31 protein-coding genes and 1 tRNA gene are annotated in these 25,760 nt (G+C 52.0%); 21 read left to right on the forward strand and 11 right to left on the reverse strand.

The genetic code is table 11. The features are described 5' to 3' along the window. Positions 1 to 11: 11 nt before the first annotated feature. The 5 genes from O4G22_RS06875 (at position 12) to O4G22_RS06895 (ending at position 3,144) form a co-directional block, all read left to right on the forward strand. Positions 12 to 1,592 (forward strand): hypothetical protein, encoded by a 1,581-nt coding sequence (locus O4G22_RS06875; RefSeq protein WP_306701354.1) that lies wholly within the window; start codon positions 12 to 14, stop codon positions 1,590 to 1,592. A 181-nt stretch (positions 1,593 to 1,773) separates the two neighbouring features. Beyond that, the gene (locus O4G22_RS06880; RefSeq protein ID WP_306701355.1) at positions 1,774 to 1,983 is read left to right on the forward strand and encodes a hypothetical protein; all 210 of its coding nucleotides are present in this window, start codon (positions 1,774 to 1,776) and stop codon (positions 1,981 to 1,983) included. 3 nt (positions 1,984 to 1,986) lie between these two features. Further along, entirely contained in the window at positions 1,987 to 2,271 is a 285-nt protein-coding gene (locus tag O4G22_RS06885) for a hypothetical protein (protein ID WP_306701356.1), read from the forward strand. A gap of 4 nt (positions 2,272 to 2,275) precedes the next feature. Further along, positions 2,276 to 2,503 (forward strand): hypothetical protein, encoded by a 228-nt coding sequence (locus tag O4G22_RS06890; protein ID WP_022196875.1) that lies wholly within the window; start codon positions 2,276 to 2,278, stop codon positions 2,501 to 2,503. A gap of 59 nt (positions 2,504 to 2,562) precedes the next feature. After that, complete coding sequence (locus O4G22_RS06895; RefSeq protein ID WP_306701357.1) at positions 2,563 to 3,144, forward strand: putative peptidoglycan-binding domain-containing protein; 582 nt, start codon at positions 2,563 to 2,565, stop codon at positions 3,142 to 3,144. A 67-nt stretch (positions 3,145 to 3,211) separates the two neighbouring features. Here O4G22_RS06895 and O4G22_RS06900 read toward each other — a convergent pair whose 3' ends face one another. Further along, a complete protein-coding gene (locus O4G22_RS06900; protein WP_306701358.1) occupies positions 3,212 to 3,655 on the reverse strand; it encodes a helix-turn-helix domain-containing protein in 444 nt (147 codons plus the stop codon). Between the two features lie 29 nt (positions 3,656 to 3,684). Further along, positions 3,685 to 3,942 (reverse strand): type II toxin-antitoxin system HicA family toxin, encoded by a 258-nt coding sequence (locus O4G22_RS06905; protein ID WP_208012742.1) that lies wholly within the window; start codon positions 3,940 to 3,942, stop codon positions 3,685 to 3,687. 80 nt (positions 3,943 to 4,022) lie between these two features. On the opposite strand from O4G22_RS06905, the gene O4G22_RS06910 reads away from it, so the two are divergent. Further along, the gene (locus O4G22_RS06910; protein WP_306701359.1) at positions 4,023 to 4,571 is read left to right on the forward strand and encodes a DUF4339 domain-containing protein; all 549 of its coding nucleotides are present in this window, start codon (positions 4,023 to 4,025) and stop codon (positions 4,569 to 4,571) included. Between the two features lie 299 nt (positions 4,572 to 4,870). Here the strand turns inward: O4G22_RS06910 and O4G22_RS06915 are convergent, their stop codons facing one another. Further along, positions 4,871 to 5,281: a hypothetical protein gene (locus O4G22_RS06915; RefSeq protein ID WP_306701360.1), complete on the reverse strand. Its 411-nt coding sequence runs from the start codon at positions 5,279 to 5,281 to the stop codon at positions 4,871 to 4,873. Between the two features lie 234 nt (positions 5,282 to 5,515). Here O4G22_RS06915 and O4G22_RS06920 point away from each other — a divergent pair, with 234 nt between their 5' ends. Together O4G22_RS06920 and O4G22_RS06925 are read left to right on the forward strand one after the other, a co-directional pair. Further along, on the forward strand, positions 5,516 to 6,436 hold the full coding sequence (locus O4G22_RS06920; RefSeq protein ID WP_306701361.1) for a BRO family protein: 921 nt from the start codon (positions 5,516 to 5,518) through the stop codon (positions 6,434 to 6,436). Positions 6,437 to 6,621: 185 nt separating this feature from the next. After that, complete coding sequence (locus tag O4G22_RS06925; protein WP_306701363.1) at positions 6,622 to 8,058, forward strand: GIY-YIG nuclease family protein; 1,437 nt, start codon at positions 6,622 to 6,624, stop codon at positions 8,056 to 8,058. A 206-nt stretch (positions 8,059 to 8,264) separates the two neighbouring features. Here O4G22_RS06925 and O4G22_RS06930 read toward each other — a convergent pair whose 3' ends face one another. After that, a complete protein-coding gene (locus O4G22_RS06930; protein ID WP_306701364.1) occupies positions 8,265 to 9,113 on the reverse strand; it encodes a helix-turn-helix domain-containing protein in 849 nt (282 codons plus the stop codon). Positions 9,114 to 9,143: 30 nt separating this feature from the next. On the opposite strand from O4G22_RS06930, the gene O4G22_RS06935 reads away from it, so the two are divergent. From O4G22_RS06935 to O4G22_RS06945, 3 genes are all read left to right on the forward strand, one after another. After that, on the forward strand, positions 9,144 to 9,449 hold the full coding sequence (locus O4G22_RS06935) for a hypothetical protein (protein ID WP_306701365.1): 306 nt from the start codon (positions 9,144 to 9,146) through the stop codon (positions 9,447 to 9,449). Between the two features lie 106 nt (positions 9,450 to 9,555). Further along, complete coding sequence (locus O4G22_RS06940) at positions 9,556 to 9,855, forward strand: BRO-N domain-containing protein (protein WP_306701366.1); 300 nt, start codon at positions 9,556 to 9,558, stop codon at positions 9,853 to 9,855. 36 nt (positions 9,856 to 9,891) lie between these two features. Then, a complete protein-coding gene (locus O4G22_RS06945) occupies positions 9,892 to 10,434 on the forward strand; it encodes a phage antirepressor KilAC domain-containing protein (RefSeq protein ID WP_306701367.1) in 543 nt (180 codons plus the stop codon). 159 nt (positions 10,435 to 10,593) lie between these two features. Here the strand turns inward: O4G22_RS06945 and O4G22_RS06950 are convergent, their stop codons facing one another. Then, positions 10,594 to 10,983: a DUF1778 domain-containing protein gene (locus O4G22_RS06950; RefSeq protein ID WP_297545231.1), complete on the reverse strand. Its 390-nt coding sequence runs from the start codon at positions 10,981 to 10,983 to the stop codon at positions 10,594 to 10,596. A 135-nt stretch (positions 10,984 to 11,118) separates the two neighbouring features. Between O4G22_RS06950 and O4G22_RS06955 the strand changes: the two genes are divergently transcribed. The 9 genes from O4G22_RS06955 (at position 11,119) to O4G22_RS06995 (ending at position 16,107) form a co-directional block, all read left to right on the forward strand. After that, the gene (locus O4G22_RS06955; protein WP_306701368.1) at positions 11,119 to 11,304 is read left to right on the forward strand and encodes a hypothetical protein; all 186 of its coding nucleotides are present in this window, start codon (positions 11,119 to 11,121) and stop codon (positions 11,302 to 11,304) included. Positions 11,305 to 11,542: 238 nt separating this feature from the next. Continuing rightward, complete coding sequence (locus O4G22_RS06960) at positions 11,543 to 11,809, forward strand: hypothetical protein (protein WP_306701369.1); 267 nt, start codon at positions 11,543 to 11,545, stop codon at positions 11,807 to 11,809. Beyond that, complete coding sequence (locus tag O4G22_RS06965; RefSeq protein WP_012420409.1) at positions 11,809 to 12,162, forward strand: hypothetical protein; 354 nt, start codon at positions 11,809 to 11,811, stop codon at positions 12,160 to 12,162. The genes O4G22_RS06960 and O4G22_RS06965 overlap by 1 nt, the downstream gene beginning before the upstream one ends. 120 nt (positions 12,163 to 12,282) lie before the next feature. Next, a complete protein-coding gene (locus tag O4G22_RS06970) occupies positions 12,283 to 12,444 on the forward strand; it encodes a hypothetical protein (RefSeq protein WP_155844533.1) in 162 nt (53 codons plus the stop codon). 89 nt (positions 12,445 to 12,533) lie between these two features. Then, positions 12,534 to 13,214: a hypothetical protein gene (locus tag O4G22_RS06975; RefSeq protein ID WP_306701371.1), complete on the forward strand. Its 681-nt coding sequence runs from the start codon at positions 12,534 to 12,536 to the stop codon at positions 13,212 to 13,214. Beyond that, positions 13,214 to 13,450, forward strand: coding sequence for a hypothetical protein (locus O4G22_RS06980; protein ID WP_306701372.1), 237 nt, complete (start codon positions 13,214 to 13,216; stop codon positions 13,448 to 13,450). Before O4G22_RS06975 ends, O4G22_RS06980 begins: the two co-directional genes overlap by 1 nt. A gap of 294 nt (positions 13,451 to 13,744) precedes the next feature. After that, positions 13,745 to 13,984, forward strand: a complete 240-nt coding sequence (locus tag O4G22_RS06985) for a hypothetical protein (protein ID WP_306701374.1) — start codon at positions 13,745 to 13,747, stop codon at positions 13,982 to 13,984. A gap of 3 nt (positions 13,985 to 13,987) precedes the next feature. Continuing rightward, on the forward strand, positions 13,988 to 14,878 hold the full coding sequence (locus O4G22_RS06990; protein WP_306701375.1) for a hypothetical protein: 891 nt from the start codon (positions 13,988 to 13,990) through the stop codon (positions 14,876 to 14,878). Continuing rightward, positions 14,794 to 16,107, forward strand: a complete 1,314-nt coding sequence (locus O4G22_RS06995; protein ID WP_306701376.1) for a replicative DNA helicase — start codon at positions 14,794 to 14,796, stop codon at positions 16,105 to 16,107. The genes O4G22_RS06990 and O4G22_RS06995 overlap by 85 nt, the downstream gene beginning before the upstream one ends. 27 nt (positions 16,108 to 16,134) lie before the next feature. On the opposite strand, the gene O4G22_RS07000 is transcribed toward O4G22_RS06995, so the two are convergent. The 6 genes from O4G22_RS07000 to O4G22_RS07025 form a co-directional block, all read right to left on the reverse strand. Beyond that, a complete protein-coding gene (locus O4G22_RS07000) occupies positions 16,135 to 17,385 on the reverse strand; it encodes a tyrosine-type recombinase/integrase (RefSeq protein ID WP_306701378.1) in 1,251 nt (416 codons plus the stop codon). Between the two features lie 152 nt (positions 17,386 to 17,537). After that, positions 17,538 to 17,612: transfer RNA gene (locus O4G22_RS07005), tRNA-Arg, on the reverse strand. A 152-nt stretch (positions 17,613 to 17,764) separates the two neighbouring features. Continuing rightward, positions 17,765 to 18,547 (reverse strand): ABC transporter permease, encoded by a 783-nt coding sequence (locus O4G22_RS07010; RefSeq protein WP_306713975.1) that lies wholly within the window; start codon positions 18,545 to 18,547, stop codon positions 17,765 to 17,767. 333 nt (positions 18,548 to 18,880) lie between these two features. Next, positions 18,881 to 19,987, reverse strand: a complete 1,107-nt coding sequence (locus tag O4G22_RS07015) for an ABC transporter permease (RefSeq protein WP_306701380.1) — start codon at positions 19,985 to 19,987, stop codon at positions 18,881 to 18,883. Further along, on the reverse strand, positions 19,984 to 21,747 hold the full coding sequence (locus tag O4G22_RS07020) for an ATP-binding cassette domain-containing protein (RefSeq protein ID WP_306701381.1): 1,764 nt from the start codon (positions 21,745 to 21,747) through the stop codon (positions 19,984 to 19,986). Before O4G22_RS07020 ends, O4G22_RS07015 begins: the two co-directional genes overlap by 4 nt. Further along, complete coding sequence (locus tag O4G22_RS07025; protein ID WP_306701382.1) at positions 21,744 to 22,766, reverse strand: efflux RND transporter periplasmic adaptor subunit; 1,023 nt, start codon at positions 22,764 to 22,766, stop codon at positions 21,744 to 21,746. The genes O4G22_RS07020 and O4G22_RS07025 overlap by 4 nt, the downstream gene beginning before the upstream one ends. Positions 22,767 to 22,900: 134 nt before the next feature. Between O4G22_RS07025 and alaS the strand changes: the two genes are divergently transcribed. Then, a complete protein-coding gene (gene alaS / locus O4G22_RS07030; protein ID WP_094135394.1) occupies positions 22,901 to 25,729 on the forward strand; it encodes an alanine--tRNA ligase in 2,829 nt (942 codons plus the stop codon). The last annotated feature ends 31 nt before the right edge of the window (positions 25,730 to 25,760 follow it).

Consider the following 25,760-nt stretch of genomic DNA (forward strand, 5'->3'; position numbering starts at 1 on the left):
CGCACTAGTATATGATGATTCTGAGTCAGGCAGCCCCGTTTGACATGGCCACTACCAGCGGCATTGCCCAATCGGTGACGCTTCGTTTTGTGGACAGCTCCGGCGCCGCAAAAGATATTTCCGGCCATGAGTTCCGCTGTGCTGTCCGCGGCCCTGGCGCCGCCGCCATCAAATGCGAGCCTGTAGACGTCAATACGGCTCTTTTGTCGTGGAGCCCTCTCAAGGCCGGAACGCATGCTTATGACCTTTTCATGACCTCTCCTGATGGGGCGGAGCGCCCCTTGATTAAAGGGGAAATCCATGCCGCTTCCCGTGTTACGCCGCCGGGCAGTGAAGATGTGGTTACAATTGGAGACGTGAAAATCATGATTCCTGACGCCGCGGAAGGAGAGGTGAAAATTATTGATCCTTCCGTGGATGCTGCTGAACGGGCTGAATCCGCTGCTCAAGAAGCCTCAAATGCCAGGAACGACGCTCAGAATGCCAAAAAAGAAGCGGAAAAATCAGCAGAAAGAGCTGCGACATCCGCCACGGAGTCGGCTAACTCCGCGACGGCGGCCCAGCAGGCCCTTGAGGCCATACCTCAAGTAGATGATGCAGGCAACATGACGCTGGCCGGAGGTCTGACGGCGGCGGGGGCTATTAACGCCAATGGCGGCATCAATATGCCGCTGGCCGTGGGGGCAGTAACGGATACGTCAGCGGTCAACTTTTTTTATGCTATGGGTCTGGCAGGAGCCGTACAGGCGTTGATTCAGCCTCTGTACCTCAAAACCAGCTCCATGCCCGTAGTGGGGGCCGGCACTACTTCTGTTCAATATGCCGGACTTTATGCAACCAGTTCAACGTCGGTAGCCTCCGGATCTCCTGCACACAGTACGACCACGTTTACCTTTGAAGGGCCGCAGGGCCAGCATAATTACAGTTCTTTCGCGGGATTTTCGAGACCGCTGTCCGGTTCAACAGCGTCCAAATTTACCTTTGGATTAGGCCGCGGATCAAAAACGGTAAGAGGCGGCCTGACGATGGATTCATTTTCCATGATTCCGGGCAATAATCTGGCCGTCAATTACGGAGAGATTATCGACATCACAACCACAGCGGTCCGTGATGCTGTCCGGGGAGGTTACGTGCTTAGAGTGCGGGAGATTTATTACGTCTCTTCCGGTGATTCATGGCAGGTGAAAACTACGGAAAGTTTTATTCCCGCAACTCAAAACCACCCATTTCCCGCCTGCCTCAACAGGCTCATTTTCATGCAGGAGGGGCTTTCAAGCATGTCGTCATACGAGGGGAAAGCGTCGCTTTATATTGAGCTGGGGGGAGGGCAGACAAACACTTTGTTCAAAATAGCCGCCCTCAGAGGCGTTTCAGGATTCGAAGACGGAATGGGGTTCAGCACGTTGGTGGCGGATGTGGAAAATCCCAATTCCTGGACTTCCTCGGTTCGCACGGGAGCAGGCAGCCGCTACCTTTATGCCAATGGGTTGCGCAATCCAATGTACGCTGCATTGGAAGCAATGGCCGTCAATGCCATTGAATCCGAGGAAACAGCGGATTTTGTGGATGTAAATACCCCCTTAGAATCATGAATGCAGAAATACAACTTCAATTCCCCAAGCCAGGCGAATGGAGAGAATTCACCCTGACGCCCATCTATCAGGACAAGGGCGGTTATAGACCTCCGGCCCGCTTTAATCAGGACGAGATACCAGCCGACCATGCCCCGGCAATGCAGGCGGTAGTGGCCGCGTTGGTTGGATTGTCGGAGCCGTGGAAGCCGTTCAGGTGTGGGCGAGACTGAAAGAGTTTTATGCGCCGGAAGAGGATGATCCTGTGCGAACGGTGGAAACCGTGGATTTGACCGTTGAGGCCGTCAACCCGCAGGGCGGCCGGAGGGTGTTCACTTCCCGCGATTACCCGGTTTTTGTCCTCACGGATCCCGCCGCCGTGGCGTTTTTTAAGCATTTCACTAAACAATAAACCATGAACATCAATAAACAAGACATTGAAAAGGCCCTACAGGCGGCATCCGCCCGCTGGGGGAATTGGGTTAAGTACGTGATTGCCGCCATCATCGGCGCGGCGGCCGTAGCCGGTTACATCACCGTTAACGGGTGCGGGCACTCCGTGGACGTCACCCCGAACCGCGCCGAGGTGTGCAAGGACGGATCCTGCCTCGTCATTGAGCAGGGGCATATCTCCTATTCCCAGGCCCAGCCTGTTACGGACGTTCCGCCCGTTGTTCAGATCGTACCTTCCAAGAAATAAGGCCATGTGCAAACCCCTCAAGGAATATCTGGGAGTGATCCGCGATTATACGCGTGAGATCGTCACTTTCGGCGGTTTTGTGATAGCCGTGTTCATCTACCTGGATTTCCGCGAGGTGGTGAAGGAACAGGCTACCAACGCGGCCCATACGGCGGAGATCCTGCGGACGATGGATACCCGTCTCCAGCATTTGGAGAATTACCACCAGCAACAGCTTAAACAGCGAGATTAATTCCAACTGTAAAGTTTTTCTTACAAGTTCCCTTTATCTAATAGCCAATAGTTTACAATATGAATCCTACAGAAAGAAAGATGGCCGCGGCTATCCTCCGGTTTGAAGACAGCCGCGTTACCGGGCCGGATTCCCTGCGCGTTTCCCGCCTTCCCGCCGCCGACAAGGGCAGCAAGTGGGAGATTTGCGGCATTTGCGACGGTATTGAACCGGCCGTGTTTAACAGATTGAAGGCCCTGCTGGATGCCGGAAGACGTGAAGAGGCCTGGGAAGGTTGTCTCCAGTATGTCCTGGATAATACCGCCGCCGTGCGCTCCTGGCTGGGTTCCGACGTTTTTCCTGGCGTTGAATTCATCCTGCGTGACCATTATTTCAATTCCGGGAGCAGGAATACCGGGAAGATTTTGCAGCGCGCACTGAATATCCACGGCGCCGGTCTCACAGTGGACGGGATTGTTGGCCCCAGGACCCGGCAGGAGTTGCAGGACCAGCTGGCCGCTACGGGTGAAGCGGTGTTTTTGGTTGGGTTACAGGAGAAGCGTCAGGCGTTTTACCGCTCGTGTAAGCAGTTTTCCGTGTTCGGGAAGGGCTGGCTGAACCGCTGCGACGATGCGTTCAGCGTGGCGCAGGAGCTTGCGTAGGGTTATTTGTTTCTATCCACGCGCCCTATTTGAGGGGCGTTTTTTTTGTTGCCTGGGCAAAATAACGTCAGGAATTGATCAATTCAGGATGCTTTTCAATAAGGTCAAGCAATTTTGCGGAAGGGCCGCAGGGGCGCCGCAAGCCGTGTTCCCATTTGACCAGCGTGGAAGGGCTGACTCCCAGCACGGCGGCAAAATCTTTCTGGCTCATTCCCTGGCTTTTCCTTAACCGCGCAATGCTTTTTTCATTGCCTGTTTCGCGGAAAGGTGACGGAGAAATAGCTATAGCCCGGGGCTGGGGCAGTTCCATTCCTTTTTCCAGACAACGTTCAATATACATTTCCGCCACTTCCTGAAGGTTGCGGTTGACTTCTTCCAGGGTTTCCCCGTGGGTGCAGTCCTTTTCAAAATCAGGCAGGGAACCGATATAGCAATTATCTTCATCGCTCCACCGGATGAAACGGCTGTATTTCCCGGCAAGCGTCTTCATATCCTGTTCAGTCATTTTCATAGTTGTTTTTCTTGGGGTTGCAAGGGAGCTTACGCTCCCTTGCTTTTTGCCTCTTCTATCTTCTCCCTGACGTGCTTGACCAGATAGGGCTTGGCATCGTCTCCATCATGCCCGCAGATGGTCGCTACCGTACCGGAGGCCCGATGCTCATACTGACGGTGGGAACCTTTGCCGCGGCCCGTATTGTCAAAGCCCGCCTTGCGAAGATCGGCAACTAGTTGTCGTATCTTAGGAGGCATGCCTACAATATAGTTGCACAATGTGAAAATAGCAAGGATTGTTTTCACATTGTGTCATGTCTCTCTGGAAAGGCTAGTTCTAACATTTCTTGCGCTGAGTCTATGGAAGTGTTTTCATAAGCTATCGTATGGACGAAAAAAAATTCTACATATTTTCAGATGGAGAAGTGCAAGGGCCTTTTTCAGAACGTGGACTTGAGTTGCTTTGTGCTCAAAAACGTATTACCGGCGAAACTCTCGTATGCCTTGAAGGAGAGCAAAATTGGACGCCATATTCGGATTTTTTGAAAAATCGCTCTGTAACAGTTAATGAAAGTTTTTCATCAGAAAATATTCCTCAAGCTATCAGTCAGAATAGGAGAGCGAAAGCTTCTTTTTCAGACAGTCAAAGCTTTCAGGAGGTAAAAATCCCATTTACATCAATGACGGTGCAGGCTTTCGGCATAATGGGAGGGATTATTATTATTCTTTCTATTCTAGCTGCAGTAGCCGTTTTCATCGTTGGTATTATGAGTAAAAATGCCGTTGCTTTACCAATGATGATGTTATGGGCTGTTGGAATATTTTTCGGGGCTCTTCTTTATGGTGGTGTTTTCATAGCCATTGCGAACATTGTGCAATGTCAGTTAAGGAGCGTTGACTTGCTCAAAAAGATTGTAGAGCAGACAAAGGAATAATCCTTGTTGAGGCAACCAAGGATGAATGCAATAAAAAGCCCCTTGGCCCGGAGGCCAAGGGGCGAAGCATTCTAACGTAAGGAGGACGAATAATAGTTTCTTTTTTAAATGAAGCTATTGTGTAGTATATGATGCTAGAGCAATTTGATGACTCCAGCGAAGACAGTAGTGAATGTGGTAGGTTAGAAGAGAAAAAGACACCTCCCATAGTGTTGACGCACCGAGAGGGGGGGAAGCTTGTATCAGATATAGGTGATTATGAGCTTGGAGTTTGCCAAAAACATTATCTATGCCATTGGCTAGTTTTTAGCATTTTTCCCCATTTTTCTAATAAATTTTATGAGACGTGTCCATTCCTCATCTGTCGAAAACGCGTTCTGAATAAGTTCTAAACAGTACGTTCCCGCATCGAGTCCACGGCGTTCAGCTTCGGTTTTTATAATTTGATATTGCTCACTATCAAATTCCAATTCCAAAGTGACCATCCCAGATTCATCCACAACGAGTTCTTCTTCTGTGGAAAGATGTCCTTGTTTAAACATGAGATCATAGATTGTAAGTAAGGCTTTTGCAGGAATTTCAGATTTTTTAAAGAACCATGAATCCACTGTCCGTTTGTGAACTCCACATTGTTCCGCAAGCCAAAACCTGTCCTTTTTTATTTTCTTGAGCCAGGCTTTGACATTCTCTTTTTCATCTTTTGAACTCACAGTATTACTATACAATTTTTTTTAGCATTGTCAATTAGCAGGATAGAACAAATTACAAAAAAATATTGTATTTATTTGTTGACGATTACAAGTTGACGTTGTAATTCTAGTTTTGTTGAGTTGATGTTCGCTCTCAATCCATGAACATACGGTTCATGTCAGAAACAAAAGCGGCCACCTGCGGGAACAGGTGACCACCAATAACGGGCGTGAGCCCAACTAATAAGACAAAACATGACTACTATAAATTATATAGTAGCGCAAGCAGATTGCGCCAACATGACGGGGAACGGTATTAAGCTGTTCCAGAACTCCGATCTGAATTGCACGATTGAAGTCATCGAAAGAAATGGTGAACCTTGGATCTTTGCCAAAGAAGTATGTGAAGCTCTCGGTTACTCGAATATTTCGAAAGCTCTATTGAATGTAAGAGAAAAGTGGAAGGGTATAACCAGCAGGGATACCCTTAAAGGAAAGCAATCAGTTTCAATTATCAATGAAGCTGGCTTGTTCGCTCTTGTGATGAAATCCAAGATGCCGAAAGCGGTCGAGTTCCAGGATTGGGTGTGTGAAGAAGTTCTCCCCTCTATCCGGAAGACAGGCGGGTACATGACAACCCGTCCGGAAGACACGCCGGAACAGATTATGGCCCGTGCTGTGCTGTTGGCCCAGGATGCCATCAAGAGGAAAGATGATCACATTCACCAGTTGGAAGCCGAACGGGAAAGGAACGCAGCCTACGTAATCTACGGCAAGTCCGTGGAAGTAGCGAATGGCAGCAAGCTTATTGGAACCTACGCCAAGATGCTTACCCAGGGAGGAATGATCATCGGCGAAAAAAGGCTTTTTGCCCTGCTCCGGGAGTTGGGGATTCTCGGCAAAACCGGAAGCCGTTACAACGAACCCTGTCAATACCACATTGAGAAGGGGTACTTTCGGGTCACCACCAGAACTATTACTCATTCTGACGGAGTTGAGCAAACAAAGATCACGCCGCGCCTTTTGCCCAAGGGCCAGATATGGCTCACGGACAAATTCTACAAGCTATGGAATACAAACCCGGAGGTCTTTACTCCGTTCGTCGGTAAGGGGTCATGTCTGCGTCTGGACATGAAGGAGTATATCGCAAGGGGAGATATTGATGACGTTGCATGATCTCATTCCCCTGTTTCCCTTGAGGAAGCGGGGGATTTTTACTGCCCTCGGTATGGCATGGCTGTATGCAGATGTAACACAGCATCAAACTTTTCCCTATTGATGGAAGGCTTCAATAGGAAAACGAGGAGTTCTGTATTATCCCACTTGCCGTATTTGGAAGAAAGTGCTAATTATTTTGAATTATGCCATTGTTGTTGTTCATTCTGATTTTATGCTGCTTGATTGCGTCTTTCCTCATTCCCTGGTGGAGGACAGATGCGATAAAAAAGGAATTGGAAGAGAAAAATAGACTTTTGAATGAGGAAAAAAGACAGTTTGAAAAAGAGATATTAAAAGAAAAAAAGGAACTAAAAAAATTAAAAAAACAGTTTGAAAAGGATATAGTTGAACTCAAGAAAAAATCTCGTTCGATTGAAAGTGATATTAAAAAATTAGAAACAGAGCGAAAAAATCTTGAAAATCTTAACTCTGTTCTAAAAAGGAGTATTCATGGATATGGAAATGAATATATTGAACCCATATCTGTTATTTATGATGAACTTATAAGCAAGTACGGATATACGCAAGCTGCTAAAAATTTGAAAGATATAAAGTCATTGCTAAAAGGTATGCGCAAAAAAGGCAAAGTTGTTTCATTTTTAGCAGACAGCATCTCTGCGAGTGAGGAAGATCTCACTAAAATATTACTGTTATCAATGGATAGTCTTTGCTCGTTGTACTTGAGTGAGGTTAAGGTTTCAAATGTGGGAATTCTTCAACAGAAGGTTCGCGATGCCGCTGTCTTAATAGAAGGGGCTTTCAAAAATAGAGTCAAGTTTACACAGGAATATATAGATGCACGGATCAAGGAAATATCTTTGATGTCTGCAATGGAATATGCCAAGGAACTGGATAGAGAGCAGCAGAGAATCATTAAAGAAAAAATTAGGGAGGAACAAAAAGTTCAGAGGGAAATAGAGAAAGCTTTACGAGAAGCAGAAGCTAAGGAAAGAGCTTTGCAGAGACAAATTGACATCGCAAAGGCCAAGGAACTGGAAGCAGGTGAAAATGAAGAAAAGAGAAGAGTGCTTGAAATAAAGATAGAAGAATTAGAGCAGCAGCTTCAGCTGGCAAGAGATTCCGGACAAAGGGCTCTTTCCATGGCTCAACAAACAAAACGCGGATATGTCTATGTCATCTCAAATGAGGGGAGTTTTGGGCCTGGTGTGTTCAAAATTGGGATGACGCGGCGGTTAGAGCCTCTTGATCGAGTAAGAGAATTAGGGGATGCGTCCGTTCCTTTTTCTTTTGATGTCCATGCAATGATTTATTCGGAAGATGCGCCGAAGCTGGAAACAACATTACATAAACATTTTTTAATGGATCAAGTGAATAAGGTGAACTATCGGAAGGAATTTTTTAGAACAGACCTTCATAGCATAAAAGAGGTAGTTGACGGTTTCGGGTTGGAATGTCATTGGACAGAGACAGCCAAAGCGAAAGAATACAGGGAAACTCTGGCTATAGAAAAGACCATAGCCCATAACCCTGTTGCAAGAGAGGCATGGAAGAATCGTCAACTTGTTTTAGATTCTCCTTTGTCTCATTTTGAAGAATGGAATGAGGCTGAAAATACTTGATGTTGTTATTAGAGGAGTAATTCAAGCTTTCTCCCACCTGTTCAGGTTTTCCCGTCTCTTTGAAGCCACTTCTTGACGTCACTCTTCGAGTGCATTCGTAAAAAATATCATACCAAAAAAGAGAAAACAAGAGAGGACGCCTTTGAGAGAGCAACAAAAAAAGCCCAGAAGGTGCCGGGCTTGAGTTCATGTCTTTGATAGGAGGTTTAGAATGGAATTTCGTCCTCTGGTTTCATACTCGATTTGATTTTATTAAAGATCGCTTCCTCAGCTTTTTTATCTAAGACTTCATTAGCCCATACATTGACATTTTCCTTTTTCATTCCACATACAACTAACCATAAGTACGCATTAGCTTGGGTGAAATAATAAATATATTCTCCTGCTTGCATTCGATTATTGGCTTCATTCTCCGAGATTCCGTCGTACTGGCCTAGTTCCACGTTTTTCAACGAAAAAGAATTATTTTTTTCTTTCTCTTGAGCAATAATTTCTTGAGCTTTCTGATTTAATATTTTTTCTATAATAGAAGAAGGGTCTATTTTTAAATTGCCATACGTCCTCATGAAACCAGTGTCAGCAAAAAAAGCACTTCTCCATAATAGAAGGGAATTTTCAGCAAGGGGATGTATCCATATATGTTTCTCTGCATTTGCATCATCCGGTAAAATAACTCGGGTAGCCCATTCATTCAGCGTCTCTCTAGCCCACTCTTCAACAGAATCGGAAAATTCCATTTGCGAGGCTTTTTCCCACCTATCCCACTCTTCCTTACTCTCAGGAAAAATTGCACAATTCTTTTTGTCCCAAAAAGAAGAATTTATGATGCCGTTAGCATGGTCTTTTATTATCTCGTTTATTTTAAAAAGGTTAGTGTCGGATATCTTGGTGCTGCTATAGAACCAGTTTTTGACTGTCCCTTCAGATAACCCTAATTGTGCAGCAAGCCATTTCAAAGATAGCCCATTGTGTTTAAGATATTCCTTGATTGTCGATTTTTCAGGCTCTTGAGGATCTCTAGAGGCAGGCACTATCAAGTTTTCATCACTCTTCATGAATGCCATTTTATATGCAGAATACCCTAAATGTCAACTATTATTATCTATTATAGAATCTTTTCTATCTTTCTTATTGCATGTATTGGTAAATATGTTATTACTGTGTACATGGAGCAGGTTTTAGGAAAAGCAAGACTACTAAATCAGCGCGAACTGGCAGCCTCCCTCCGGGTCAGTAAGCATACTGTAATAGCTTGGGCAAAAGAAGGTTGTCCGTGTGTTTACTATGGAATCAAATGCTCTCCTGGGCGTGGTTCCCGTCCCCGTTACGACCTTGAAAAAGTGAAAGCGTGGCTGGAAGAACGGAGCAAGAAAAGAACTTCCGTGGATTGAGCAAGCCACCCGTCCGACATGCGGCCCATGTCGAAAACAACGAAGGCCACCTGCGCCAACAGATGACCTTCAATAACGGGCATAAGCCCAACTAATAAACAAGACAATGAGTACTATACAATGTACGAAAGCGCAAGCTGATTGCGCCAACATGACGGGGAACGGCATTAAGCTGTTCCAGAACTCTGAATTGAACTGCAATATTCGGACGGTCATTATCGGTGAAGAGCTCTGGTTTGTTGTCAAAGATGTTTGCAACTACTTCGGCGAAACTAACCGGAATCGGGCAATGCAGAATATCGACGAGGAAGACAAGGGGGGTACGCAAATGAATACCCCTGGTGGAATTCAAACAGTAGCAATCGTTAATGAATCGGGTTTGTATTCTTTACTCTTCGCTATGTAACCGGAAAAAGCTCGTGGAGTCTCTGATGAGTACATAGTGGAACGGCAGACAAAACTCAAAAGCTTTAAACGCTGGGTCACACATGAAGTCCTTCCCTCCATCCGGAAGCACGGCCTGTACGCCACCGGGGAGAAGCTGGAAGAAATGCTTGCCGACCCGGATACCATGATTCTGACGCTTCAGGCATTGAAAGCTGAACGGGAGAAGAGAAAAGCTCTTGAAGCAAAAGCTGCGGAAGATGCTCCCTATGCATATTTCGGACGATGCGTGGAAGTTTCCGAGGGCTGCATCCTGATTGGAGAATTTGCCAAGATTCTCGCTCAGAATGGAATGGAGACAGGACAAAACCGTTTGTTTGAGTATCTACGCAATGAAGGCATTATGGGGAGGTACGGCAATCGTCACAATGTTCCAGCCCAAGAGTATATTGAAGCTGGGTATTTCCGTCTCACTTACCGGGTTATTCAGCGTTCCGACGGTTCACAGCAGTCCAAACCGACACCGTATTTGACACCCCGCGGTCAAATATGGTTGATGAAGCGTTTGGGATTAACCCTTGAGAATATACCTGCTGCCTAAGATTTTACATCTGGTGCGTGTATTCGAATTTGGATCAACCAGCAAAAATTTCCCCGTTTCCTTTTGGAAACGGGGACTTGACCTGAGTTCTGCTACCTCAATCTAAATCCAAGTTATGAAGACAACAACCCTACATCACCACAGAATCCTCAATGAGGATTATTCCCCCGCGTCTTCCAGCGCAGCACTACGGATGAACTCCTCAATAGTTTGCCCGCTGATTTGTGCGGCCTTGGAAATGAGTTTTAAATCATCTTCCGAAAGAGGAACCGCTACCGCTGCAACACCATTCAATATAGGGACAGAGGATGCTGTCCTGGCCGCTTCTTCTCCTTGCCTATTCATTTCTTTCCGGATTAGCTCAAGGTCTATAATTTCATCTTCCATTAGGTTTTTAATGAGAGCTAATTTTGCAGGCGGAATCCCCCGATCTGTAGAAAGCCATGAGTTAACAGCCGATCGTTTGACGAAGCATTGTTCCGCGAGCCAGTCGCGATCTTTCTCAATGGATTTCAACCATTTTTTTATCTCTTCTTTAGTCGGCGTCATGCATTGATTGTGTGATATTTTTCAAACTTGTCAACATTGAAAACGGAATCTTGATTGCAAATATTTCACATTTTGCTTGTGTGAGTGTGAAAAAAATCATATTTTTTGGACATCAACAGCACGCAAGACGCGAATATGATCATCAACCTGAAAAAAGAAACGCAAGAAGTGCGGGAGTGGTTCCGGGAGGCGCAGGCCGCTACAGGCTTGAGCGGCCGGGCTCTCGTTATCGGCGCCATCATGGATTTCCGCCAGAAGGCAAAAGACCGTAGTCCACAGCCTCGGAAGAAGAACGTTGAACCCAAAAAAAACTCAGCCTAATGGAAGAAGCCCTGATTGACGAATTTATCCGGCTCGGCTGGCACGAACTTTAATCTGCACTGTGACAATGAATTCACATGAAATGTTCCACCGGACAATCAGTCACGGCCCATATGCCGGGATGGTGGAAACAATTACAAATAAAAATTGTAAATTCGCGGTCCGGTGCTGTTGGTGCAGTTACCCCTCCGAAAGGGGTAACACTTACTACTCCGTTGTTACGGACAGTCATGGAGCATTGCATAGCCTTGATTTCCTGTGCGCTTCCTGTGCCCGTGAACACATCAATGGTATTCCGGACAGGGCAGGGAAGAGCCCCTATCAGTCCCTTGATCCCCGGAAGGAACTTCGCCTCCTGCAAGCCCGCAAGAATAGAGCCCGGGCACGCCGGCACCAGACCGTGGCGTATCTGCTCTTTTGGCTGGTAATCGCTTTTGCCTGCGTGGCTGTGGCGGCCTTCATCGTCTGCGCCTCTTACACAATAACAAAAATCGTCTTAGGATAATGGACGCCAATGATCAACGTTTGATAGAAGGGTTGTTTGCCCGCATTGACCGCCTGGTTGCGATCATGGAAGGGAAATACTGCCCTGAAACAAGCGGTGAAACCTGGCTGCGTGCGGAAGAGCTTCTCAAACTGCCCCAGTTCCGGCATCGCAAGGGCCGCGTATGGCTCTATGAACTGGCGAAGACATCACCGGATATCATGAAAAAGGACTGTCTGCCGCATCAAAAGCGGGGCGCCACCCTCTGGTGCGTGGAACGTATTTCCAAGGCCATGAAAGAGAATACCGCAAAAATCCTTTCTTTTGACGGTTTATCAAAACCGTCCCGCCCTCACGGCATGAGGAAACAATAACCATTAAAAATACATAATACAATGATTACAAGCAATATTGATACTGCATCTAAACCTGTTCAGGCAAAGCCTTTTGATACAGGCGACAGGGTAATGTTAAATTCCCAGTTAATTATCACCATGCCTAACCGTGGAAGGACTTATCGTTTTTCTCCGGAAGATGAATTTGTCGTGGTGCGGCGCAAGGACGAGAGCAATTTCTACGTCGCCTTTATCAAGGCTCCCTGGCTGGGCGTCTTTGAATTGAATGACGAAGGCTTCTCCTTGTGCGACGAAGACTAACGACTTCTTCACGCCTCTGTCCGGGGCGCGTCGATTGAACCTGATTAAATAATAATAGTTAATTGATAATAAATAAGATTATGATCGCTATGAATACAACTGCAGCATTACTGGTAAACGAAGAACCCCTCTCCCGTTGCAGCGGGAAAGGGGCGGATGTTGTGAATAATGGCAAGACGGCTAATCCTATCATTGCTCACAAGCCAGTAAGTACGACAGACGGGAAGCCCTGTCAACCGGCAAAGGCTGCCAGAACGGCCAAGAAGCCCGCCGCCCCCAGGAAGAAGCGGTACGATGAAGAGGATTTGATAGCCTTCGGAGAGAATGCCATCATGCTCCGGGGCGCGGCCGAAGCCATTCTGGATATGTTTCACCTGTTGGTCTTTTTTGATGACGACCAGGAAGAGGTTGTCAATGGCGTGAAGGGAGCCTTCGATGAGGCCGCCATTCTTCTGCAAAATGCGGCGAATGCGTTTGAAGAGAAGATTCCTTTCAAGGTTTTGGACAAGAGGCGGAAGACTTTTTTTGCCCTGACGGAAATAGATGAAAAAGACAGCGATGTTCTTGCCGCGATTACTGCTATCAATTCCGGTTTTATCCAGTGGGATGAAGGAAGTGTTTGCGTGAAGGCGACACGTTGCGAAATGGCAACTCTTCTGCTTAACCGCGCATTGGAAAGCGCCAAGAAGTCCTTCTACCTTGCCGAAGACTCAACATCAAACCCCGCCCTTGCCGCAACGCTTGCTTCCATGAAAGGAGGGCACAGGTGATGAAGGTTGTTACCCTGAAGATTCCCATCTCACAATCTATTTATGATACCGCCAAATTTGCGGTGGAAGAAGGGGTGGCGAGAAGCGAAGAAGAGTTCCTGGCCTGCATTGCGCTCAAAGGAATTTTCTCTGATCTTTTTGAAGACGTGCAACCGCACCTGGACGACTATTTGGACGAGATGGTTAACAACGTCTATCCCGAGGAACTTGCCGGGGAAGAAAGGAGGACTGTATGACTTCTGAAGAGGGAACAGACGTTCTTCTGAAGGTTTACGAAAGTCTTTTCTTACAAGAAAGCAATCTGGTTAAGCTTCTAGAAAATCATTCGGGAGGCCTTATTGAACGAGACCGGATAACGTCCATCATGCGGAGAATGAAACGTTTACGTGCTGATACTTACGGTTTGGTTACGCAAAGGTGGCTTAATGCAAAACTTCATGGAAAGGAGGGGGGCGATGAAGCACCTTTATATTGACCAATCAGGCCGCGGCATCCGTGCTGGAGTTGAAAATGAGGCAGTTTGCTTTCCTATGGAAACACCAGAACAGGAAGAACGCCGCTGCATTCAGGAGCTTTGCCGCATTAAGGGGGAATTGGGGCGTACAGGCCGCTACGGCGTGTATTTTGACCTTACAGGTCCGGAAATAGAGTTTTGGGTAGAGAAGTTCGGCAAGCCGGGCTTTCTGATCTACATCAAACACCAGGACGCCGGCACGGTGCTGGATTATGTCCGCAAGAGGTGTGATGAACTACGTTTGATTGAACCATAGAACATGCCTAATAGAATCATCAGGGAAGGGTTTCTGACATCCGACAAGGTCGATAAGCTGAGTTGGGTGGAAGAGTGCTTCTATCATCGTCTTTTACTTGCTGCAGATGACTATGGACGGTATCACGCCGACCCTCCTCTACTGATCGGAAAGATAATGCCTCGCAAAATAGGCAATGTCAGTAACCAGGACATAGAAAAGTGGCTCACCGCTTGTGTGACCGCGGGTCTTGTAAGGGTGTACGGTGTCGAAGGGAAGCGTTATCTGGAGGTCTTGCAGTTCGACCAAAGGACCAGGGCGAAGAAGAGTAAGTTTCCTGCTCCTGATGAAGAAAAAACTGACGCTTGTCAGTCAGATGACGGCCATGTGTCAGACACATGTCAGTCACGTGACCGCCATCCGCTCGCCTATACGGAGACGGAGTCGAATACGAAGACGTATACGAAATCGGAGACGGAGACGAAGGAAGCTGCGCCTGACGGCTTGCTTGATTTTCCCCCACCCTCTCGACCTTCTCCCATGGTTCCATTGCCGGAATCCGTCGAGGAAGTGGAGGCACACATGCGTCAATGCTTTGTCCATCCCCTGGATCCGGATGCGTTGAGAAGTTCCGCAGAGAGGTTTTACGATCACTACGTGGAACAAGGCAACTTCATCCGAAACTGGAAGTCCAAAGCCACAATTTGGACGAAGGACGATGCTTTGAGGGAGCAAAGGCAGAAGCTTGTCAACCAACCACCCGGAGGAGAAAGCGACCCCTTCGATCCAAGATTTAGAAAAACATTTAACCTTCAAAAAGAAAAACCATCATGCATTTTACAGAAACACAACTCAACGCCGAAAAGACCGTTCTTGACAACTGCATTGACGGAGCCGACAAGGTGGCCGCCCTGATCGAACAGGGCTTCACGAAGGCTTATTTTGTCCTTCTGGCCCATCAGAAGGTCTGGAGCGCCTTTGAGACTCTGGCCAAGACTCCAGAAAAGGTCAATATCACCGACCTGATCCAGCACCTGGAAGCCGCCGGCGAGCTTGAATCCGTAGGAGGTCACGCCGGGCTTGTCGAGCTTTCAACCAGCTTTGCCTACCATTTCCAGTTCGAGCCCTCCGTGAAGATTCTGGTGGAAGCCAAGAAGAAGCGGGATGTGGAATCCCTGTTCATTTCCGGGCTGGAAAATCTTCAAAACCCAACCCTGACCAAAGACGAAGTGCTGGCGGAAGCCGAAAAGGTGATGTCCTCCTTGCGGGAAAGTTACGGAGTGGCCCAAGTGGCGCGCATGGCTGATGGCACACAGAAGGTGGTGGAAGGGTTGGAGTTTCGCATCAAGAATCCAGGACAGACCAAGGGGCTTCCTACCGGCTACCCCTCCCTGGACAGGATGCTGGACGGCTTACAGAACACGGCTATGGTGGTCATCGGAGCTCGGCCGGCCGTGGGGAAGACTTCCTTCATGACCAACATTCTGTACAATCTGGCCGCCGAAGGGGTGCCAGTAGGCATGTTCTCTCTGGAAATGTCCAAGGAGCAGTTGCTTGAACGCACGCTTTTTGGCATGTCCAAAATCAATGCGGCCAATCTGCGCCGAGGCATCAAGCTGACCAAGTGGCAGCGGGATGCTTTCACCAACGCGGTTCGCAAGGTAAGGAGCCTGCCTTTCTTCGTGGACGACCGGGGCGCCTTGAGGATTGACCAGATCCAGGCGACCGCCCGGCGCATGGTTGCGGACCACGGCGTGAGGTGCATCGGCGTGGATTACCTGCAGCTTGCCAATCCCACCGGACGCCAGTCTTCCCGGGAACGGGAGGTGTCGGAGATTTCCGCCGGCCTCAAGGCTCTGGCCAAGGAACTGAATATTCCGGTGATCGTGCTTGCCCAGTTGAACCGGGAAGCGGAGAAACGCGCCGGGAAGGAAGCCGGGGTTCCCCGTGTATCCGATTTGAGGGATTCAGGGTCTATCGAACAGGACGCTGATCAGATATTGTTGCTCTACAGACCGTACGTTATGGACAAAAATGCAGATCCGGCAGAGGCGAAAATCATCGTCGGCAAGAACCGTTTCGGGGAGATTGGTTACATTGACCTGAAATGGGACGCTGCCGCCACGACTTACAGAGAGGTTTAAAACATGATATCACTATTTAAGGTAGTGCTACAATTTGGGAAGCTTTTCAAGGGCTTGTGTAAACTCCTTGGCTCCAAAGTCGATGTATCCTTCATGGACTTCCCGGGAATCGTGCCCCACAATGGCTTGCACAAGAGCAGGGGGAACACCGGCGTCATGTAACATGGTTGTTGCCGTATAGCGGAGGCTGTGGAAGGACAATTCATTGACGTGGCGCCGCGTCTCTGTGCCGTTTCCTTCCTGCTTTTTGTATTTTTTGCCTGCAGCCAGAGGGTCTTTGGCAATAAGGCCACACTGGTACAGGATGTGGCTAAAGATATTTGACAGGCGTCCGGATCCCTTGCTTTCAAAAATATTCGCGCATTCAGGATGCAGGAAGTCCCCAGGAGCTTCTTTCTTCCGTTGCTGCAGGTGTTTTTTCAGCGCCGGAAAAATCGGAATCATCAGAGGCTTTCCCTTTTTCTGCGTGGTCATCCGGATAACGCCTCGTTTCTCGTCAATCTGGGACCACCGGAGCGTTGCCACGTCTCCCAATCTTTGACCGCCCGTATAGAGGCACGTTTTCACCATGGAGCGCCATTCCGGATTGCATGCGGCCATTACCTTTTCAAGCTCTTCCAATTCGAATTTCCGCCGTTTGACGGCTTTCCCCTTGTGAGGCTTGGTAATCGCCGTAAAGGGGTTGGTTTCAATAATTTTATAATCAACTGCCGCCTGGAACGCCGCGGAAACCAGCGTAAGAGCAATATTGGCGGTAGATGGTGAGACACGGGAAAGAAGATGGTTTTTGAAATCGTCCAGCATCAGAGGAGTAATGCGATCCAGAGGCAGGTTGATACGTTCTCCCATTGAGGCGCGAAATTTGTCAAAGGCTTGTTTGTAGTTCGCTATGGATGCGGGTTTAAGCCCATTGCGCGTAATGCGCCGCATGTGGTCATCAAGCCATAATTTGACAGAGGGCATTTCCATAGATTCTCCGGTCAATTCCGTGGACAATGCGGAAATGGCCCGGCGTAATTGATAGGCCGGCAGGTTTGCCCGCGCCGTTGATTCAAGGGCGTCCGCCAGGCGTTGTGCCTTGGTCATAGCCTGTTCCCTGGTCAGGACGTTCAGCTGCTTCCCCATGGCCTCTGCGGCTTCCTTTACTTCCCTTGTTACCGTGGCGGGGGTATGCTTGATTTTGGTTGACAGCCGGACCAGTTTCCAGCCTGTAGCGGTTCTCACGCGGTATTGTGCGTACCAGTAAGGGCTGTTCGGCTTTTTATAGATGGAGGCCATGATTTAGTGGTATCAATAGTGTGCTCTTTTTGCAAGTTGTATCACCATGTTTTAAGATGTTTGTGTGTTTTCTGAAATTTCGTAAGAGCTTTGTTTAGAGTGGAATAAAATCAAAAAGGCCGTCTCCGGAGAGACAGCCTTTTTCTTGAAACTGGTAGGCCCGGTAGGAATCGAACCTACATCGTCGGTACCGGAAACCGATGTCCTATCCATTGAACGACGAGCCCATGTTCCCAAGGAACGAGAGAAATAGAATAGAAAAAACGGGCAGGATGCAAGTATTTTTATGCCGGTGACGGGATTGGACTGAGGAAAATGTTAAAGCCGGGAGGTTAAAGGAAGAGATGCTTCCGGGTATTCCGGGGAAAAGGAAGGGGCGTCAGGAAATTTTGCGATGGAAAGAGAAGACGGCTGCCAGGGCGGCCACCACGGTAACGGCCATAATGGCCGCGAAGAGGGGCCAGAGATCCAGGAAGCCGGCTCCTTCCAGAAAGATGCGCTGGATGAGTTCCAGACCGTATCTCATGGGGTTGAGCAGCGTGAGGTCCTGAAAGATTTCCGGCATGCTGGAGATGGGCGTGGCGAAGCCGGAGAGCATGACCATGGGCACCAGCAGCAGGAAGGTTCCTACAATGGCCTGCTGGAGGGATTGGGCGAAGGAGGAGATGCACAGCCCGATGGCCGCAGCCGTGACGATGAAGAGCAGAAGGGCGGCGGAGAGCAGCCAGATGGAGCCCTGGAAGGGGATGCGGAACCAGAACATGGCTACCAGCACTACGAAGACGGCCTGCATGATTCCGGTGATGACGGAGGCTGTCCCCTTGCCGAGCAGGATTTCTCCGGGAGTGTACGGGGCGACGAGAAGCTGGTCGAAGGTGCCTTCTTCCCGTTCGCGGGCGATGGAGAGAGCTCCGGAGAGGATGGAGTTGATGAGCACGAGCACGGCAATGAGGCCGGGGACGATGAACCAGCGGGTGATGAGGTTGGGGTTGAACCAGGCGCGGGATTCTATTTCCACCGGGGAGGCCCCGCCGTTTTGGGAGAGCAGATCCTCCCCGTAGGCGGAAGCGATTTGCTGGCCGTAGCTGAGGGCGATGGCCGCCGTATTCGTGTTGCGTCCGTCCGCAATGAGCTGGAGGGAGGCGGCCCTCCCCGTCTGAATGTTGCGGGAGAAGTCCGGGGGATGGTGAGCCCCACGACGATTTCCCGGTTGTCGATCATGCGGTCGATATCCTTTTCCGTGGCCGCCGTAGCCTGCCTCTGGAAGATGCCCGTGCCTTCCAGGTCCGCGATGTACTGAGAGGCCGCTTCTCCGCCGTCCTTGTCCAGCACGGCGTACGGCACGCGGGTGACGTTCATGGTGGCGGCATAGCCGAAGATGGCTATCTGGAGGATGGGCGGGATGATAAGGGCCAGCCGGCTTTTTTTGTCCCTGAGCACGGCCAGCAGTTCTTTTCTGACGAGGGAGGCTATTCTGACGAGAAAGTCCATGGCGTTATTCGAGGGATTTGGGGGCTTTCAGCCGGGCGATGCCCATGAGCGCCACGGCAAAGACGCCCAGCGTGATGCAGCAGGGAATGATGACGGAGGGGATATCTCCGGCCAGGAAGAGGGTCTGGAGCAGGGTGACGTAATAGCGGGCCGGAATGAGGTAGGTGATGGCCCGGACGGCGGGGGGCATGTTGAGGATGTCGTACAGGAAGCCGGAGAGCATGAGCGCCGGCATGAAGGTGCCCATGATGGCGAACTGGCAGGCCAGGAACTGGTTTTTGGCGGCGGTGGAGATGACCAGCCCCAGCCCCAGAGCCACAATCAGGAATAATGCGGAGACCGCCAGCAGAAGTGTGAGGGAGCCGCGGATGGGGATGCCGAAGACGAAGGCGGCGAAAATCATGGAGATGGCCAGGCTGACCATGCCCAGCAGAAAGTTGGTGGCGGCTTTGGCCGCCAGGATTTCCCCGCTGCCCACGGGCGTGACGAAGAGGCTTTCCAGCGTGCCCCGTTCATATTCCCGTGCCATGACCAGGGAAGTGAGGAGCGCCCCGATCATGGTCATGATGGTGACGATGACGCCGGGGACCAGGTAGTAGTGGCTGTCGTTGGCTTCATTGAAGCGGGCTCGCGTCTGCACGTTCAGCACGGGGGCGGCCTGACTGTTCAGGGAGACTGCCCAGGACGCCACGACGGCCTGAAGGTAGTTGCGGATGAGGGTTGCCTGATTGGCGTTGACGCCGTTGACTACAATCTGGACTTTCGTGATTCCATTGTGAAGCGTGTCCGGCGCGTCGCTTTGCAGGGCGATGAAGGCGTCCGCCTCATGGGTGCGCAGCTTTTCTTCCGCCTCCCGGGTGGAGAAGACGCGTGAGGTCTGGAAGTATCTGGAAAGGGTGAGCCGCGTTTCCAGGTCCGTGGACTGGCTGGAGGCGGGGACGGCCAGGTACGCGATGCGCACGTTTTTGATGTCCATGCTCATGCCGTAGCCGAAGAGGATCAGGAGCACGGCCGGCAGGATGACCGCGATGCCTATATTGCCGGGGTCCCGGACCACCTGGTGGAGTTCCTTGACGATGAGGGCTCCTATTCTTTTGAGGGAGGCGGTCATGTTTCTCCTCCTCCTTTCTTCATGTGTTCTTCCGTGATGGCCAGGAAGGCGTCTTCCAGCGAGGCTGGGGCTCCGTCTTCGCGCGGGGGAGCGTGTTTGCGGATGTCCTCCGGGGAGCCTTCCGCCAGCGTGGTCCCGTCCATCATGATGAGCATGTTGTCGCAGAATTCCGCTTCTCCCAGGAAGTGCGTGGTAATGATGACGGTGACGCCTTTTTCCGCCAGGGCGTTGATGCGCAGCCAGAAGTCCCGCCGGGCCAGGGGATCCGCGCCGGAAGTGGGTTCGTCCAGAAAAAGGATGTCCGGGGAGTGGAGCAGGGCGCACGCCATGCTGAGGCGCTGCCTGTAGCCGCCGGGCAGGTGCGCGGCGGGGGCGTTCATATATGGGGTCAGGCGAAATTCTTCTTCCATGGAACGGATGGCTTCCTGCCGCTCCTTTCCGGACATGCCGTAGGCCCCGGCGAAGAATTCCAGATTCTGCCGCGTAGTGAGCATGCCGTACATGGAGAATTTCTGAGCCACGTATCCCACTTTCCTGCGCGCCCTGGCGGCGGCGGTCCGCAGATCCGCCCCGGCCACATTGAGCGTGCCGCCGCTGGCGGGCAACAGCCCGCAGAGCATGCGGAAGGTGGTGCTTTTCCCCGCTCCGTTGGGGCCCAGAAGGCCGAAGACCTGCCCTCTGCGGACGGAGAAGCTGACGTGGTTGACGGCAATAAAATTGCCGAATTTCCTCACCAGGTCCGTTACCCGGATGACGGCGCCGTTGTTTTCCGCCTGTTCCGGTTCCGGCGGTCCGGCGGGGACGGGGATGTCCTGCGGGGAGAGGTCCACTTGGCCGGCAAGCAGGGTCATGAATCCGTCGGAGAAGTCCGGCCGCGCGGGGACGGGGTGGTATTCCTCCAGCTTTTCCCGGGCGGGGTGGCCGGGGGGAACGATGATGCGGACGGTGTTCCCCTGCGGGGTGGCGTTGATGATGCCGGGCACGGCGGCCATCCTGCTCTGGAACTGGCGCGCATGCAGCCCTTCCGGCGTGCGCACCGTGACGCACATGCCTTCCGCACGGGCGATGACGTCGGAGGGCGGAGCGTCCATAAGCAGGCGCCCTTCATACATGATGAGGGTTCTGTTGCAGTAGGCGGATTCGTCCATGTAGGAGGTGCTGACCAGCACACCCACGCCTTCCTCTCCTGAGAATTGCTTCAGGATGCTCCACAGTTCCCGCCGGGAAAGAGGATCCACGCCCACGGTGGGTTCGTCCAGCAGGATAAGGGGCGGGGAGGAGACCAGGGAACAGCACAGGCCCAGTTTTTGTTTCATGCCTCCGGAGAGCTTTCCCGCAAGCCGCGTGGTGAAGCGTTCCAGACTGGTCATGGAGAGCAGGCTGCGGAAGCGTTTTTCCCTGTCCTGTCCGTAAACGCCGTGCATGCGGGCGTAAAGCTCCATGTTTTCCCGGACGGTAAGGTCTTCATAAAGTCCGAATTTCTGCGGCATGTAGCCTATGGAGGCCTGGATGTCCCTGCTTTTTCTCACGGAGTCCAGATTCAGAACGGAGATGGAGCCGCCATGCGGTTTCATCAATCCCGTGATGAGGCGGATCAGGGTGGTTTTTCCCGCGCCGTCCGGACCCAGCAGCCCTACGATTTCCCCGGAGGACAGACGGAAGGAAACATCGTCCACCGCCGCAAAGGGAACGCCGGCGGAGTCCGGAAATATTTTCCGGACGTTCCGGCAGTCAATCAGGGGCTGGGATTCCGTAGTCATGGCCTGGGCTGTTCCGGGGGCTGCGTTCCGGCGTTCTGATCCAGGGGGATGGTGACGGTGGCGGGGGCTCCCAGGCGCAGCCGGTTGTCCGGATCGTCCACAATGATGCGCACTTCATAGACCAGGGCCGTTCTGAGGTCCGGCGTTTCCACGTTTTTAGGAGTGAATTCCGCTACGGAGGAGATAAACCCCACCGTTCCTTTGAAGCTGGTGTCCGGGAAGCTGTCATTGCGCACGGTGGCGGAAAAGCCTGGCTTTACTTTGCCGAGCTGGGATTCCGTGAGGTAGGCCCGCACCCATTTGGTATGGTTCAGGGAGATGTTGTAAACGGGTTTCTGGGGGGAGGCCATGTCCCCCTTTTCCAGAATGCGGTTGCGCACCACGCCATTGTCGGGGGCGTAGAGCACGGCGTCTTTCAGGTTCTGCTCCCTGATGGTCAGGCTGGCCCTGGCCTGGTTGTACTGGGCCAGAGCCTGGGCGACGTCTTCCTCACGGGACCCGGCCAGCAGCAGTTCCAGCTGTTTTCTGGCTACATCCAGATTGGCGGCGGCCACTTGCCGGGAGGCGATGGCGTCGTCCGCCTCCTGGCGGGAGATGGATTTGGTTTCTGCCAGCGCTTCCAGCCTTTTGCTGCGCATTCCGGCGTTGTTCAGCGTAGCTTCCGCGGCCTGCACGTTCGCCCTTGCCTGGGCTATTTCTTCCGCGCGCGGGCCGTTTTTAACGCGCAGGTAGTTTTGGCGGGCGGCTTCCGCTATCTGCCGGGCTTCATCCACTGCCTGCCGGAGCCGCACCGTTTCCAGCGTGGCGAGTTTCTGGCCGGGAACAACCGTGTCTCCTTCGTCCGCCAGCACGGAATCAATACGTTCGGAGATGAGGAAAGCCAGATCCACCTGGCGCAGGTCCACATTGCCGTAAAGAACGGCTTTGTCTTCAGGCCCGGACGGAGTTTCCCGGCAGATGAACCAGGCGGCCGTTCCTGCCGCCGCAAGAAGAACCAGGAGGAGAACCAGCTTTTTCATGATTTTATTTATACGCGTGTATAAATCCGCCGCAAGCAAAAAAGAAGTTCGCATGACGGGGAAGGAATTAGCGATTTACTAACGGGGGGAGAACAGGCATAATCCGGCGTCTTTTACTTTTCCCATTATTCGTTATGATGACCGCCACCGAAATACGCCAAAGCTTTCTGGACTTTTTCCGCGAAAAACAGCACACGGTCGTGCCCTCCGCTTCTTTGATGCCTCAGAGCCCCGGTTTGTTGTTCACAAATGCCGGCATGAATCAGTTTGTTCCGTATTTCCTGGGCGTATGGACTCCCCCGTGGACGCCCGCCCGCGCTACGGATACCCAGAAGTGCATCCGCGCCGGCGGAAAGCACAATGACTTGGAGGATGTGGGGTATGACTCCTACCACCACACGTTTTTTGAAATGCTGGGGAACTGGTCTTTCGGGGATTATTTCAAGAAGGAGGCTATCCGGTGGGCCTGGGAGCTGGTCGTGGAGCGGTGGGGATTTCCGGCGGAACGCCTGTACGCCACCGTGTACGCGCCGGACAAGAGCAAGGGCGACCCCGGAGAGTTTGACCGGGAAGCCTGGGATTTCTGGGCTGAGCTGTTCCGTTCCCGCGGGCTGGACCCGGACGTGCATATCGTGCACGGGAATGTGAAGGATAATTTCTGGATGATGGGGGAAACCGGCCCCTGCGGCCCTTGTTCCGAGCTGCACGTGGACCTGACTCCGGAGGGGAATACGAAGGGAAGCCTGGTAAACAAGGATTCCGACCAGTGCATAGAAATCTGGAATCTGGTGTTTATCCAGTACAATGCGGAGAGCGACGGTTCCATGCGCAACCTCCCGGCGTGCCATGTGGATACCGGCATGGGTTTTGAACGCGCGTGCTCCATCATGCAGTGCACGAACGGATTCAAGGATTTTTCCCGCAAACCTTCCAATTACGCCACGGATGTATTCCGCCCCCTGTTTGACCGCCTGGAAGTTTTGAGCGGGCGGAAGTACGCGGACGTGTATCCGGCGCCCGGTTCCAAGAAGGTGGACGCGGAGGACGGGACCCTTCAGGAGGCGATTGCCTTCCGCGTGATTGCCGATCATCTGCGCACGCTCAGTTTTTCCATTGCGGACGGCATTCTGCCGGGCAACAATGGACGTAATTACGTGTTGCGCCGCATTCTGCGCCGTGCCGTGCGCTATGGGCGCCGCCTGGGCTTTACCCAGCCGTTTTTGGCGGAACTGGTGGATACGCTGGTGGAGTCCTTCGGGCAGGTGTTCCCGGAACTGGCCGCCCGCGCCGCTACCGTGAAGGAGGTGTTGAACCGTGAAGAAGCCAGTTTTAATGAGACGCTGGACCGCGGCCTGGAATTGTTTGACGCGGAAACGGCTTCCGCCGGAAAGGTGAGCGGCGAGTTCGCCTTCAAGCTGTATGATACGTACGGGTTCCCCATTGACCTGACCGCCCTGCTGGCGGAGGAACGAGGCCTGGATATTGATATGGAGAGGTTCAACAGGCTGATGGAGGAACAGCGGGAACGCGCCCGGGCCGCCCGCAAGAGCGAGGTGGTGCGCGCCCTGGATTTGAAGACGGACGCCGTGACGGAGTTTACGGGGTACGATGTGGACGAATGCGCCGCTACGGTGCTGGAAGTAAGCCGCCAGGGGGATTCCCTGTTCATCATCACGGACAAGACTCCGTTTTACGCGGAAATGGGCGGGCAGGTGTCCGATGCCGGGTTGATTGAAATCGGCGGAGACAGCTACCATGTGATGGCCGTCCAGCAGATCGGGAATGCCCGCGCCCATGTGGTGGAGGCGCGCCCCGGGCTGGACGTGAAGCCCGGCGACCGCGTGCATTTGAGCATTGACGCGGAACGCCGCCGCCGCATTGAGGCGCATCACACCGCCACCCATCTTCTTCACTGCGCCCTGCATCAGGTGGTCAGCCCGGATGCGGCCCAGCAGGGGTCTTTTGTCTCGGAAGACCGGCTGCGCTTTGACTTTAACAGCAGCGCCGTTTCTCCGGACCAGCTCCGCCTGATTGAAGAGAAGGTGAACGGCTGGGTTGAGGAGTCTCTTCCCGTGCATTGCACGGAACGCGCTTATGCGGACGTGAAGGGCAATGCCGCGATTGCCCAGTTCTTCGGCGACAAGTACGGGGATGTGGTGCGCGTGGTCCAGGTGGGCGGATGCAGGGATGGGCTGGACGGCGTTTCCATGGAATTCTGCGGCGGAACCCATATTTCCAATACGAAGAATATCGGCCTGTTCAAGATTAAGAGCGAGGGGGCTATCGCTTCCGGCGTGCGCCGCATTGAGGCGATGACGGGGGACGCAGCTCTGGAGATGATACGGCAGCATGTTGTCGCCAAGAGCCTGGAAATCGCCAAGGCGGTGGAGAAGATCAAGGAAGTCAATTACGAGTTGGCGGACATGGGGCTGGAACAGGTGACCGTCCCCACGATTGAAGGCAAGCCGGGGCTGACGGCCCTGGGGGCTTCCGATATCCGGACGGTGAATGATTCCCTGGCGCGTTTCGACGCCTCCGTGGAGCATTTCAAACAGACGGCGCTGGATGCGGAGAAGAAGCTTAAAAAAGCCCGCGCCGGGCAGTCCGCCGCCAAGGCAGACGCCCTGCTGAATGAGTGGCTTTCCGATGCCCCTTCTTCCCTGATCCAGGTGGCGGAGGGCGCCGGGGAATTGCTTCAGGAGCTGCTGAACGGACTGAAAAAGCGCCAGTATGCGGGCGCCGCCTTCCTGCTGTGCGTGGACAGTTCTTCCTTGCTCCTGGGCGCTTATTGTGGCAAAGATGCCATTGCGGACGGTTTGTCCGCCGGAGACATGATCCGCGAGGTGGCCGCTCTTGCCGGAGGCAAGGGAGGCGGCCGTGCGGACCAGGCCCGCGGTTCCGCTCCGCAGGATGCCGATCCACAGGCCCTGGCTGCCGCCGCCCGCAATATTATTAACGGATAAGCCCCTTAACCGGGCCCTATCGGACACCAAG

Source organism: Akkermansia muciniphila (assembly GCF_030848305.1).
Taxonomy (GTDB): domain Bacteria; phylum Verrucomicrobiota; class Verrucomicrobiia; order Verrucomicrobiales; family Akkermansiaceae; genus Akkermansia; species Akkermansia muciniphila_A.